The 12,506-nt window shown below is 70.8% G+C and carries 11 protein-coding genes; 5 read left to right on the forward strand and 6 right to left on the reverse strand.

The window, feature by feature from the left end:
* Window positions 1-15 precede the first annotated feature (15 nt).
* From LWP59_RS24395 to LWP59_RS24410, 4 genes are read right to left on the reverse strand one after another with little or no spacing between them, the layout of a single operon-like run.
* Window positions 16-1,053: an acyl-CoA dehydrogenase family protein gene (locus LWP59_RS24395; RefSeq protein WP_144643578.1), complete on the reverse strand. Its 1,038-nt coding sequence runs from the start codon at window positions 1,051-1,053 to the stop codon at window positions 16-18.
* A complete protein-coding gene (locus LWP59_RS24400; protein ID WP_144643579.1) occupies window positions 1,050-2,207 on the reverse strand; it encodes an acyl-CoA dehydrogenase family protein in 1,158 nt (385 codons plus the stop codon). Before LWP59_RS24400 ends, LWP59_RS24395 begins: the two co-directional genes overlap by 4 nt.
* The gene (locus tag LWP59_RS24405) at window positions 2,204-3,346 is read right to left on the reverse strand and encodes an acyl-CoA dehydrogenase family protein (RefSeq protein WP_144643587.1); all 1,143 of its coding nucleotides are present in this window, start codon (window positions 3,344-3,346) and stop codon (window positions 2,204-2,206) included. The genes LWP59_RS24400 and LWP59_RS24405 overlap by 4 nt, the downstream gene beginning before the upstream one ends.
* Before the next feature lie 2 nt (window positions 3,347-3,348).
* A complete protein-coding gene (locus tag LWP59_RS24410; protein WP_144643580.1) occupies window positions 3,349-4,491 on the reverse strand; it encodes a thiolase family protein in 1,143 nt (380 codons plus the stop codon).
* Between the two features lie 268 nt (window positions 4,492-4,759).
* Between LWP59_RS24410 and LWP59_RS24415 the strand changes: the two genes are divergently transcribed.
* The 5 genes from LWP59_RS24415 (at window position 4,760) to LWP59_RS24435 (ending at window position 10,503) form a co-directional block, all read left to right on the forward strand.
* Window positions 4,760-5,854 carry a CaiB/BaiF CoA transferase family protein gene (locus LWP59_RS24415; protein ID WP_233921924.1) on the forward strand — a complete coding sequence of 365 codons (1,095 nt, stop codon included), beginning with the start codon at window positions 4,760-4,762 and terminating at the stop codon, window positions 5,852-5,854.
* A gap of 60 nt (window positions 5,855-5,914) precedes the next feature.
* On the forward strand, window positions 5,915-6,523 hold the full coding sequence (locus tag LWP59_RS24420) for a TetR/AcrR family transcriptional regulator (protein ID WP_229858674.1): 609 nt from the start codon (window positions 5,915-5,917) through the stop codon (window positions 6,521-6,523).
* Between the two features lie 93 nt (window positions 6,524-6,616).
* Entirely contained in the window at window positions 6,617-9,049 is a 2,433-nt protein-coding gene (locus LWP59_RS24425) for a CaiB/BaiF CoA transferase family protein (protein WP_144646333.1), read from the forward strand.
* A gap of 104 nt (window positions 9,050-9,153) precedes the next feature.
* On the forward strand, window positions 9,154-10,281 hold the full coding sequence (locus tag LWP59_RS24430; protein ID WP_233921925.1) for an amidohydrolase family protein: 1,128 nt from the start codon (window positions 9,154-9,156) through the stop codon (window positions 10,279-10,281).
* A 15-nt stretch (window positions 10,282-10,296) separates the two neighbouring features.
* Window positions 10,297-10,503, forward strand: a complete 207-nt coding sequence (locus tag LWP59_RS24435) for a hypothetical protein (RefSeq protein WP_144638775.1) — start codon at window positions 10,297-10,299, stop codon at window positions 10,501-10,503.
* A gap of 48 nt (window positions 10,504-10,551) precedes the next feature.
* Here the strand turns inward: LWP59_RS24435 and LWP59_RS24440 are convergent, their stop codons facing one another.
* Both LWP59_RS24440 and LWP59_RS24445 read right to left on the reverse strand, forming a co-directional pair.
* The gene (locus LWP59_RS24440) at window positions 10,552-12,048 is read right to left on the reverse strand and encodes a class I adenylate-forming enzyme family protein (RefSeq protein WP_144638777.1); all 1,497 of its coding nucleotides are present in this window, start codon (window positions 12,046-12,048) and stop codon (window positions 10,552-10,554) included.
* Window positions 12,049-12,060: 12 nt separating this feature from the next.
* Window positions 12,061-12,393 carry a hypothetical protein gene (locus tag LWP59_RS24445; protein ID WP_229858024.1) on the reverse strand — a complete coding sequence of 111 codons (333 nt, stop codon included), beginning with the start codon at window positions 12,391-12,393 and terminating at the stop codon, window positions 12,061-12,063.
* Window positions 12,394-12,506: the final 113 nt, after the last annotated feature.

Here is a 12,506-nt window from a genome sequence, read left to right on the forward strand (position 1 = left end):
CCGCGCCGGACGTGGTCAGCGGTTCGCTCCGGTCAGTTCCAGCAGCCGGGCGCGATGCCAGCGAGGCGTGCCGCCGAGCAGCTCGTCGGTCTTGATCCGCCGCAGGAACACGTGCACCGGCTGCTCCCAGGTGAAGCCCATGCCGCCGTGCAGCTGCAGGGCCAGGCCGGCGAGCCGGCTGCACGCCTCCCCGGCGAAGGAGCCCGCGGAGGACACCGCGAACGCGCGCGCGACCGGGTCCTCGTCGTCGAGCGCCCGCATGGCGGCCAGCACCGCCCCCCTGGACAGTTCCAGATCCACGGCCATGTTCGCGCAGTGGTGCTTGACCGCCTGGAAGGAGCCGACCGCGCGGCCGAACTGCTCGCGCGTGCGGACGTGCTCGAGGGTCAGCTCCAGCAGCCGGGAGGCGGCGCCGACCGCGTCGGCCATCAGGTGCACAGCGGCCGCTTCCCGGGTGGTCGTCGTGTCCGCCTCGGCCCATCCGACCGCCACGGCCGATTCCAACGCCACCGCGGCGAAACGGCGCGAGATGTCGAGGATGCTGCGAGGAGTGACGGTCACGCCGTCGGCCTTCGTGTCGACCACGGCCACCACCGATGACTCCGCCGTGTGCGCGAGCACCAGCACCTGGTCCGCCTCCGCTCCGGCGAGGACGAACTCCGCCCGCCCGCTCAGCCGCAGCGAGTCCCCGGCGGGTTCCGCCGTGATGTCGGGGGCGCCGCGTTCGGCGACAGCGGGCACGCACAGCCCGGCAGGCCGGAGCCCCGCGGACTCGGCCAGTCCCGCGGCGAGCGCCACCGGCGCGATCGGCAGCGCGCAGCCGGTGCGGCCGAGCTGTTCGACCACGACGGCGAGATCGGTGTGCGTCCCACCGCCGTCCTCGGTCAGCAGGCCGGTCAGCCCGAGATCTCCCGCGGCGGCGAGCTGTTTGTCCGTCCACAACGGATCGGCGCCGGCGAGCACCGCGGCCGGGTCGGTGTGCTCGTCGGCGAACGCCAGTGCCATCGCCGCGAGGTCCCGCTGGTCCTCGCCGAGTGCCAGGTCGCCGCTCATCGGCCCACCTGCTCCCGGGGCAGGCCGAGCCCGCGCTCGGCGATGAGGTTGCGCATGATCTCCGAACTCCCGCCCGCGATCGTGTAAGCGCGCGCGTACAGGTAGGCGTCCTGCCAGCTTCCGTCGTCGACCACGCCCGGATCGCCTTCGGTCAGCACGCCTTCGGCTCCTTGCAGGGAAAGCGCGTACTCGGCCAGCCGCAGGTTCAGCTCGCTGAAGGCCAGCTTGGCGACCGGGGCGTCGAGCGCCCGCTCGGCGCCCTCGCGCCAGCGGGCGAGGCTGAGCCGGGTGTGCACCGACAGCGCCTGGATCTCCGCGAGGAAGGCGGCGAGCCGGTCCCGGGTCTCAGTGTCGTCGAGCCGGCCGGTGGCGGCGGCGAGCTCCCGCAGGCGGCTCCAGTTCCGTTCCAGCGTCACCACCGAGGCGCCGACGCCGCTGCGTTCGTGCGCGAGCGAGGTGTTCGCGATCTGCCAGCCCTGGCCCGGCTTGCCGATCACCGCTTCCACGGGCACCCGGACGTCGTCGAAGAACACCTCGTTGAAGTCGGAGGTGCCGGTGATCTCCCGCAGCGGCCGCACGGTGACCCCGGGCAGCCGCATGTCCAGTGCGAACGCCGTGATGCCCTTGTGCTTGGGCGCCGCCGGGTCCGTGCGCGCGAGCAGGTAGCCCAGATCGGCCCACTGGCCGTTCGTTGTCCAGACCTTCTGCCCGTTGACCACGTAGTGGTCGCCCTCGAGCACCGCCTTCGTGCGCAGGGAGGCGAGGTCGCTGCCCGCGCCGGGCTCGCTGAACAGCTGGCACCACAGGTCCTCGCCGGAACGGATGCGCGGCAGGTACCGCCGCCGTTGCTCCTCGGTGCCGAACCCGAGCAGCGCCTGCGCGGCCAGCATCGACCCGCCAGGCGCCTGCAACGCGCCGGCGCGCGCGACCTCCTCGGCCACCACGACGTCCCGGAGCACGTCGTGCCCGGGGGTACCGCCGTATTCCACGGGCCAGTCGGCGCCGGCGTAGCCCGCGTCGAACAGCTTCGCCGTCCATGCCCGCAGCACGGCCAGCTCCGCCTCGGTCTCGGGGCTCCGCACACCCGCCCGCGGTTTCACGTCTGGCGCGTGCTCCGTCAGGAACTCGCGCACTTCGTCGCGGAAGCCGTTCACAGTCCGAGGCTCTTTCCGATGATGTCCTTCATGATCTCGGTGGTGCCGCCGTAGATCGTCTGGATCCGGGTGTCGGTATACGCGCGGGACACCGAGTACTCGCTCATGTAACCGTAGCCGCCGTGCAGCTGCACGCAGGTGTCCACCACCCGCTTCTGCAACTCGGTGGTCCACCACTTCGCCTTCGACGCCTCGACGGCGGTGAGCTCGCCGTCCACCACCGCGCGCAGGCAGCGGTCCACGTAGACCTCGGCGATCTCGAGCTCGGTCTCCATCTCGGCCAGCTGGAACTTGTTGTACTGGAACGAGCCGACCGGTTGCCCGAACGCCTTGCGGTCCTTGACGTAGCCGAGGGTCTCGTCGAACACCTCCCTGGCGCCCGCGACGGCGGAGATCGCGATGGACAGCCGCTCCGAGGGCAGGTTGTGCATCAGGTGGTAGAAGCCGCGCCCCACCTGGCCCAGCACGTTGGCCGCGGGCACCCGCACCTGGTCGAAGAACAGCTCGGCGGTGTCCTGCGCCTTCTGCCCCATCTTGTCCAGGTTGCGCCCGCGCGTGAAGCCGGGCATGTCCCGCTCCACCACGAGCAGGGTGAACCCCTTGTGCCCGGCTTCGGGATCGGTCCGGGTCACCACCACCACGAGGTCGGCGTTGATGCCCGAGGAGATGAACGTCTTGGCGCCCGAGAGCACCCAGTCTTCGCCGTCGCGCACGGCGGAGGACCGGATGCCGGCGAGGTCGCTGCCCGCGCCGGGCTCGGTCATCGCGACCGCGGCGATCAGCTCGCCCCGGGCGAAGCCGGGGAGCCACCGCTGCTTCTGTTCGGGGGTGGCCAGCGAAAGCAGGTACGGCGCGAGGATGTCGTTGTGCAGGGTGAACGCGGGCACGCCGGAGCCGAACCGCGCGAACTCCTCGCTCACGACCGCGTTGAACCGGAAGTCGTCGACTCCCCCGCCGCCGAACTCCTCGGGCACGTTGAAGCCCAGCAGCCCGTACTTGCCGCCCGCGAGGTAGACCTCGCGGTCGACGATGCCGGCCGCCTCCCAGCGCGCGACATGCGGTTCGACCTCGCGCACGAGGAACTGCCGCACGGTTTCCCGGAACTGCTCGTGTTCCGGCTCGAAGATCGTCCGCCGCATCGTCACACCAGCTCCAGAATGGTGGCGTTGGCCTGCCCGCCGCCCTCGCACATGGTCTGCAGGCCGTAGCGGATGCCGTTGTCCTTCATGTGGTGCACCAGGGTGGTCATCAGCCGGGCGCCGCTGCCGCCGAGCGGGTGCCCGAGCGCGATCGCCCCGCCGTTCGGGTTGAGCGCCGCCGGGTCCGCGCCGAGCTCGGCCAGCCACGCGAGCGGCACCGGGGCGAAGGCCTCGTTCACCTCGAACGCACCGATGTCGCCGATCTTCAGGCCGCTCTTGGCGAGCGCCTTCCGGGTCGCGGGAATGGGCGCGGTCAGCATGATGACCGGGTCGTCGGCGGCCAGCACGGCGGTGTGCACCCGGGCGATCGGGGTGAGACCCAGCTCGGCCGCCTTCGCACTGGTCGTGATGAGCAGCGCGGACGCGCCGTCGCTGATCTGCGAGCTGTTGCCCGCGGTGATGACGCCGTCCTCCTTGAAGACCGCCTTCAGCCCGCCCAGGGTCTCCACGGTGCTGCCCCGGCGGATGCCCTCGTCGGCGGAGATCTTCGTGCCGTCCACGTCGACCGGCGCGATCTGGGCGTCGAACCGGCCTTCGTCCTGTGCGCGGGCGGCCTTCTCGTGCGAGCTGACGCTGAACTCGTCGACCTGCCGGCGCGAGAGGCCCCAGCGCTCGGCGATCATCTCCGCGCCCTGCCCCTGGTTCGGCGCGATGCCGTGGTAGCGCTCCCGGAAGCCTTCGCCGAACGGCCACGCGCCGTTGGCCGAGGAGCCCATCGGCACCCGGCTCATGGACTCGACGCCGCCCGCGACCGCCAGGTCGTACTGCCCGCTCACGACGCCCGCGGCCACGAAGTGCACCGCCTGCTGGGACGAGCCGCACTGGCGGTCGACGGTCGTGCCCGGCACGCTCTCCGGCCAGCCCGCGCCCAGCACCGCGTTACGCGCGATGTCGAAGGCCTGCTCGCCGGACTGCGTCACGCAGCCCAGCACGACGTCGTCCACGAGCGCGGGGTCGATGCCCGACCGGTCGGCCAGTGCCTTGAGCACGTGTGCCGCGAGGTCGGCAGGCGCCACGGGCGAAAGGCCGCCGTTGCGCTTGCCGACCGGAGTGCGTACCGCTTCGACGATCACCGCATCGCGCACCGGAACCTCCTTGTTCGAACTGGGTGAAGTTCAGTGAGTTTATCTGGACTCTTGTCAATGTGTCAGCATCGGACGTTACTGTGTTTGTCTAGATTCATCAACTCAATCCGGCGGCAGCGGAGACGAGCTGGAGCGGGTTGTTCCCCGGCGGCCGGGAGGCTGGGACGACGGGGCGAGAGCACTGGCGGCGGGCTACCTCGCGGGCCATCCGGCGAGCGTTTGTTTATATTCCAAGGCTGAACCACACCACCGAACAAAGGGGAAGCACGTGCCGGGTCCGTTGCAAGGCCTGCGGGTGGTGGAGTTGGCGGGGATCGGGCCGGTCCCGCACGCGGCGATGATCCTCGCCGATCTGGGTGCCGACGTGGTCCGGGTCGAACGCCCCACCACAGGATTCGACCCCACCGGCGAACACCCCGACCACCTCCTGCGCAACCGCCGCTCCCTCACCGCCGACCTCAAAACCGACCAAGGCCGCACCCTCGTACTACGCCTCGCCACGAAAGCCGACATCCTGCTCGAAGGATTCCGCCCCGGCGTCGCCGAACGCCTCGGCATCGGCCCCCAACCCTGCCAACACCACAACCCCCGCCTCATCTACGCCCGCATGACCGGCTGGGGCCAAACCGGCCCCCTGGCCCCCCGCGCCGGACACGACATCAACTACATCTCCCTCACCGGCACCCTGCACGCCATCGGCCGACCCGGCCACCGCCCCGTCCCACCCCTCAACCTCATCGGCGACTTCGGCGGCGGCTCCATGTTCCTCCTCACCGGCATCCTCGCCGCCCTCCACGAACGCCACACCTCCGGCCACGGCCAGACCATCGACGCCGCCATGATCGACGGCACCAGCGTCCTCACCCAAATGATGTGGGCCCTCCGCGGCGCCGGCACCTGGAACGACGACCGCGGCACCAACCTCCTCGACGGCGGCGCCCCCTACTACGACACCTACACCTGCGCCGACGGCAAACACATCGCCGTCGGCTGCCTCGAACCCCAGTTCTACACCGCCTTCCTCCACGGCCTCGGCCTCCACAACGAGAACCTCCCCGCCCAACACGACCGCAACAGCTGGCCCACCCTGCGCACCCGCTTCACCACCGTCATCGCCACCAAAACCCGCGACCAATGGACCCACATCTTCGACAACACCGACGCCTGCGTCACCCCCATCCTCACCTTCACCGAAGCACAACAACACCCCCACCTCACCGCCCGCCACACCCTCATCGACATCGACGGCATCACCCAAGCCGCCCCCGCACCCCGCTTCTCCCGCACCCCCACCACCACCCCCACACCACCCCCAACCCCCGGCACCGACACCCAAGCCGTCCTCGCCGACTGGCAACCCTGACCGGGAACCGGCACCTCTAGGCTGAATCCGGAAACCCAGGTCGAACGAGGAGGCGGGCCCGTGCCGGCGGAGGTCTCGGAACGGTCGCGGATCATGGACGCCGCGTACCGGTGCCTGGCCACGAGCAACGGTGACGGCGTCTCGGTGACGGACATCCTGCGCGAGGCGGGCCTGTCGACGCGCGCCTTCTACCGGCACTTCGACTCCAAGGACAACCTCCTGCTGGCGATGTTCCGGCGGGACAGCGACCGGGTGCACGCCGAGCTCGAGTCCGCCGCCCTCGCGGCGGGCTCGCCCACCGAGGCGCTGCGGGCCTGGATCGAGGGGTACCTGCGGCTGACCTCGCAGCCGCGGCGAAGGCAACGGGTCCTCGTGCTCTCCTCCGCCGAACTGATGCGCGCCGCCGGGTACGCGGACGAAAGGACGCGGTCGATGATCCGGCTCCAGGACGGCATCGCGGAGATTCTCCGCCGCGGGCTCGACGACGGCTCGTTCCCCTGGGCCGCCCCGGAGCCCGACGCCCGCGCCATTCGGGCCGCGCTGACAGAGGCCTTCGCCGAACAGATGAGCAGGTCGACGACGGTGCCCGCGGCCGTCGCGGCCGATCAGGTGATCAACTTCGCGTTCCGGGCCCTGGGCGCGCGCAGACCCGGCGAGACTGGTCAATGAAGATAGTTTATCTATACCCTTGACCCTTCCTGAGGCGTGCGTCAGACTCGACTTCCACGTGGAGAATCACGTTTTCACCCACTGTGGAGGTGAATGGTGGGCAACGAAGCCACCGACCCGACCCCGCTGGGCGGTCTGCTGGTGCTGGACCTGTCGACGACGCTCGCGGGTGCGCAGGCGACCCAGTTCCTGGCCGACGCCGGAGCCGAGGTGGTCCACATCGAGCCGCCCGGCGGCAGTCCGCTGCGCGCCCAGCCGTCGTGGCCGAGCCTCGCCCGTGGCACCCGCAGCCTGGTGCTCGACCTGCGCGCCGACGGTGACCGCGCGCGGCTGAACGCGCTGGTCGCGCAGGCCGACGTGCTCGTGACGACGTTCCGGCCGAAGACGAACGGCCGGCTCGGCCTCACCCCGGAAGCGCTGGCGAGGGTCAACCCGCGGCTGGTCAGCGCGGCCATCACCGGCTGGGGCTCGACCGGCCCGTGGGCGGACCTCAAGGGCTACGAAGGCATGGTGATGGCCAAGCTCGGCACGTTCCAGGCCAAGAAGCGGATCAACCCCCGGCCGGGCCCGGCCTTCGTGTCCGTGCCGTACGGGAGCTGGGGTGCCGCGCAGACCGCTCTGCAGGGCATCCTCTCCGCGCTGCTGGAGCGGGAGTCCAGCGGGCGCGGCCAGCACATCGAGGCCGACCTCGTGCGCGGCCTGTGCATGCTCGACACCTGGACGTGGTTCACCGAGATGGTCGGGCTGCGCTGGCCCGACGCCTACCAGACGGTCGACGGGTTCACCGAGGACGGCGAGCCGCAGGCACACCTGGTCTACCCGCTGCTGACCGCGCCGACCAAGGACGGTTACTGGCTGCAGTTCGCGCAGGTCGAGCCACGCCTGTTCGGCGCGATGCTGGCCGAGCTGGGGCTGACCCCGCTGCTGTCGGACCCGAAGTGGAAGGGCCTGCCGATGCTCGAGTCGCAGGCGCTGCGCACCGAGCTGTGGGAGATCATGATCGCCAAGGTCGGCGAGCGGACGCTGGCCGAATGGCAGCGGGTGTTCGAGACCAACCCCAACATCAACGCCGAGGTCTTCCGCGCCGGGCCCGGCGTGCTCGACCATCAGCAGCTGGCGCACGACGGCCGCGTCGTCGTCGCCGAGGACCCCGAGTTCGGTCCCGTCCGGCAGCCTTCGACGCTGGTGCACGCCGACGACCGCCCGCTGTCGGCGCCCCGGCCCGCGCCGCGGCTCGGCGAGTACGAGCCGCCGGAAGACAGCCGGGCCACGGCCCCCGACGGAGACGCACCCGCCGGGCTGCCGCTGGCGGGGATCACCATCCTCGACATCGGCCTGATGTTCGCCGCCCCGTTCGGCGCCACGATGCTCGCCGATCTGGGCGCCCGCGTCGTCAAGGTCGAAAGCCTCGACGGCGACACGATCCGGCGCGCCTTCCCGTTCCCGGAAGCCGCCGCCGCGAAAGTGATGCAGGGCAAGGAAAGCATCGCACTCGACCTGACCACCGACGAGGGGCGGGACATCGTGCGCGAGCTCGCGTGGCGCAGCGACATCGTGCTGTGCGCGTTCCGCGCGGGAGCGGCGAAGCGTGCGGGCATCGACGCGGAGGCACTCAAGAGCGTCAACCCCGGCCTCATCTACGTCTACGCGCCCGGGTACGGCACCGGCGGCCCGTTCGGCGTCCGGCCCGCCTACGCGCCCTCGATCGGCGCCGCCGCCGGACTGGCGCTGACCGACGCCCCGGACGCCGGGGCGGCCACGGGCTCGCTGGCCGAGATCAAGCCCGCCGCGATCCGGCTCTTCCAGGCGTCCGCCGTGCCGTCGCTGCAGGCCGACGGCGTCGCCGCGCTCGGCGTCGCGTCGGCGATGCTGCTGGGGCTGCTGGCCCGCGCCCGCGAGCGGCCGCTGGGCACGCTGACCGCGACGATGATCGGCACCGCGAGCCACGCCCTGCTCGACCGCACCGTCGACTATCCCGGGCGGCCGGCTTCACCGGAGGTGGACCCGGGCGGTCACGGCTACGGCGCGCTGTACCGGATGTACGAGACGGCCGAGGGCTGGGCGTTCCTGGCCGCGCCTGCCAACAAGGAGTGGGCGGCACTGGTGGCGGCGCTGGCGCCGGAGGTGGACTTGGCCGGAGATGCCCGGTTCGCCAGCGCCGCCGAGCGCCGGGTGCACGACGCGGAGCTGTCCCGGGCGCTGGCCGCCGTGTTCCCCAAGCTGCCCGCGGCCGAGTGGGAGAAGCGGCTCACCGAGGCGGGCGTGGGCTGCGTGGCGGTGTCGGAGACGCCACCGGAACTGCTGCTGCAGACCACCGAGGCACTGGCGGCAGAGTACGCCACCGAGGCCGTCAGCCCGATCTTCGAGGAGCATCTCCGGCCGGGGCCGCCCGTGCGGTTCTCGCGGTCGGCGACGCAGGCCGGGGGCGGGTGCCTGGCGGGCGACCACACCGACACCTTGCTGGCCGAACTGGGCTACGACGACCAGGCGATCGCGGACCTTCGCGAGCGCAAGATCGTCGGCTGAACCCCCTGTTGCCGCGGTTGACAGACCGCTGCAGCGGGGTGACCATGTGAAAATGACGTTTTCAGTCGTGGGTCAACGGTAACCGCGAAGAAGGAGGCAGCGTGATGGTGGAGAAGATCTGGGCGAATTCGGGTGACTCGCATTTCCTGGAGCCGGATGATCTGTGGCGGGAGAGTTTGCCGCCGCGGTTGGCGGAGTTGGTGCCGCGGTCGGAGAAGGATCCCGATGGGGAGTGGGAGACGGTGCACATCGATGGCATGTCCTTCCGCCGTAAGCTGCCCACCTCGGCGCAGCAGGAGTTCTTCGACGCCTCCAGCCGGGCTCCCGGTGCGGCGAACGTGGACCTGCGGATGAAGGACCTGGACCAGGAGGGCATCTGGTCGGAGCTGGTGTTCCCGTCACTGGGCATGTGGAGCTCCTCCTTCCGCACCCCGGAGGTGCTGCGCGAGGCGCTGCGGGTCAGCAACGACTGGGCGTGGGCGACCATCGACCAGGCACAACCCCGGCTGATCTCCACCGCCCAGGTCTCCACCCTGGACATCGACGACGCCGTGCACGAGCTCGAACGGGTCGCGGAACTGGGCTTCAAAGCGGTGTTCCTGCCGGTCACACCACACCCGCTGCAGGTGGACTACAACCGCAAGGAATGGGAACCGTTCTGGACCGTCGCCGAACAGGCCGGCATCGTGCTGGCCTTCCACATCGGCACCGACCCCATCGACCTGAGTGCCGGCGCCTCCGCCGGTGTCGTCTTCCGCGGCCCCGGCGGCGCGGTCCTCAACTACACCGAAACCACCTTCGGCGGCCAGCGCGCGGTCACCAAAATGGTCGCCTCCGGCGCCCTGGACCGCCACCCCGACCTCAAGGTCCTGGTCTCCGAGGGCGGCGCCACCTGGGTCCCGTTCATCGCCGACCGCATCGAGGAAGGCTACCGCCAGCACCACATGGCCGTCCGCCCCAAACTCGACCGCACCCCCCGCGAGATCATCTACTCCCAGGTCTACGCCTCGTTCCAGCACGACCAGTCCGCCATCGCCGCCGCCACCTCCATGGGCTATCACAACGTCCTGTGGGGCAGCGACTACCCCCACATGGAAGGCACCTACGGACACACCCAGAAAACACTCCACGACCTGTTCGACCACGTCGACCCCACGATCAAACACCGCATCACCATCGGCGCCTACCGCGAACTGTTCCCCCACGTGCCCGCCACCCCCACCACCGCCTGAGATCAGGACACGACCATGAGTGACAACCTGATGCACGACTCGCCCACCGAGTTCCTGCACAACGTCGCGAACACCAACGGCGAATGCATCGCCCAGTCCGTCATCCCCAACAACAAAGACACCTACCTCGTCGCCTGCTCCTGCGAAAAATGGGAAACCACCGCACCCACCCGCGAAGAAGGCCTCAACATGGCCCGCAGACACACGGGCCATCTGGTCTGAGGACACGCCAAGGCCGCCTGCGCGGAGCAGGCGGCCATGCGGTTCCGCTCAGTTCGCCGCCTGCCGGCCAATCAGCCCGGCGACCACGTCGCGCCGGACGATCTTGCCGGTGAGCGTGCGGGGCAGCTCGGTCCACACCGCGATCTGGTCCGGGGTCTTCGAACCGCGCAGCAGGCCGCGGACGTACTCGCGAAGCGCCTGCGGGTCCACCTCCGCGCCCGGCCGCGGCACGACGACCGCCTCGATCCGCTGTCCCCACTCGTCGTCGGGCACACCGACCACGACCGCGTCGTCGACGTCGGGATGGCGCAGCAGCACGTCCTCGATCTCGGCCGGCGCGATGTTCTCCGCACCGCGGATGATCGTGTCGTCGATACGGCCCTCGATGAACACGTAGCCTTCCTCGTCCACGCGACCACGGTCCCGGGTGTCGAAGAAGCCGTGCTCGTCCACCGACGAGCCGAGTCCGGCGTACTCGCTGGAGACCTGCGGGCCGCGCACCCAGATGCGGCCGGTCTCCCCCGGGCCCAGCACCCGCCCGTCCTCGTCGCGGATCTCCAGCTCGATCGACGGCAACGGTTTGCCCGCCGAGCCGAGCCTGGCCCGCACCAGCGGATCCTCGCTGCCGATCGCCGCACGATGCTCGTCCGGGCCGAGGATCGCGATGGTGGAGCTGGTCTCGGTCAGCCCGTAGGCGTTGACGAAGCCGACCTGCGGCCACTCCCGCAACGCCCGCTCGATGACCTTCACCGGCATCTTCGCGCCCCCGTAGGACAGCGTCCGCAACGAGTGCGCGGAGCGGTCCCCCGGGACGGCCATGATGCGCGCGAGCATCGTCGGGACCACCATGGCGTTCGTGACCGCCTCTTCGCGGACGGTCTCCAGCCACTGCCGCGGGTCGAACGCCTCCAGCGTCAGGAAGCGCCGCCCGGCGTAGAAGTTGGTGAGCACATTGGACACCGCGGCGATGTGGTACGGCGGCACGCTCATCAGGGCCGCCTCGTCCTCGCCCGCGCTCGCGAACTCCACGGTGTCGAGCACGTAGGACACCAGGTTCTCGTGCCGCAGCACGACACCCTTGGGTTTCGACGTGGTACCGCTCGTGTAGATGATCGCCGCCGGCGCCTCGCCCGGCACCGGCTCGACCACCTCCGGCACCGCCGCGGCCGCTTCGGCCAGCCAGCGCTCGGGCGGCACGGAGGTGAGCCCGGCACGCCGCAAGGCCGGCGCCTGCGCCGGATCGGCGATCACCAGGGCCAGCGGGTGGTTGGCCAGCAGCTGGTCGAGCTGCTCGGCGCCGAGCCGGTAGTTGACCGGCACCAGCGGGGTCCCGGCCAGCGCCGCCGCGAACAGCGCGACGGGGAAGGCCTGGCCGTTCACGGCCAGGTAGACGACGGAGTCGGCGCCGGCCGCCCGGATGATCTCGGCCCCGCCGGCCGCGAGCCCGCGCAGCCGGGCGGCGGTGAAGGCCTCGCTCCGGCGGCCGACCACGGGCCGTTCGCCGAAGCCTTCGGCAGCCATGTCGAGCAACAGGGACAGGTGCATCGGGTCGCCCTCTCAGTCCGAAGCCGGCAGCGGCTTGGCGTTCTTGAGCGGCAGCGGGCTGCCGTTCACCGCGATCGCGCTCGCACCCGGTTTGGTCACGAGCAGCTCGATACCGAGGGCGTCATCGGCGTAGCGCTTGCCCAGCTGCGACCCGCCCAGCTGGTCCGGGTCGGCGGTGCCCGCGGGCGCGGACGCCTTCGCCTTCGGGTCCACCATCGCCGCTCCCGCGCAGGTCACGGTGATGTCCTCGTCCGGAGCCCGCACGACGATGGCGGTCGTGCCGTCCACCGTGCCGGCCAGGAACTGTCCGGCTCGCGGCTTCATCGCTGCGCCCTTCGTGTCCATCCGGATCTAGTTCATCTTAACTTACTCGGCCACCCGCGCCAGCCCCTCCGGCCGGCGCGGACGGCTCGAACTCGCTGTGGGTGAGCCACAATGGACGAGTACCGACCCCGAGG

It is taken from the genome of Amycolatopsis acidiphila, assembly GCF_021391495.1.
GTDB lineage: Bacteria > Actinomycetota > Actinomycetes > Mycobacteriales > Pseudonocardiaceae > Amycolatopsis_E > Amycolatopsis_E acidiphila.

What these genes read in the sequence shown, in the direction of transcription:
- LWP59_RS24395 (WP_144643578.1), bottom strand. Translation starts at nt 1,053, where the DNA reads ATGAGCGGCGACCTGGCACTCGGCGAGGACCAGCGGGACCTCGCGGCG.
- LWP59_RS24430 (WP_233921925.1), top strand. Translation starts at nt 9,154, where the DNA reads ATGGTGGAGAAGATCTGGGCGAATTCGGGTGACTCGCATTTCCTGGAG.
- LWP59_RS24435 (WP_144638775.1), top strand. Translation starts at nt 10,297, where the DNA reads ATGAGTGACAACCTGATGCACGACTCGCCCACCGAGTTCCTGCACAAC.
- LWP59_RS24405 (WP_144643587.1), bottom strand. Translation starts at nt 3,346, where the DNA reads ATGCGGCGGACGATCTTCGAGCCGGAACACGAGCAGTTCCGGGAAACC.
- LWP59_RS24425 (WP_144646333.1), top strand. Translation starts at nt 6,617, where the DNA reads ATGGTGGGCAACGAAGCCACCGACCCGACCCCGCTGGGCGGTCTGCTG.
- LWP59_RS24445 (WP_229858024.1), bottom strand. Translation starts at nt 12,393, where the DNA reads ATGGACACGAAGGGCGCAGCGATGAAGCCGCGAGCCGGACAGTTCCTG.
- LWP59_RS24440 (WP_144638777.1), bottom strand. Translation starts at nt 12,048, where the DNA reads ATGCACCTGTCCCTGTTGCTCGACATGGCTGCCGAAGGCTTCGGCGAA.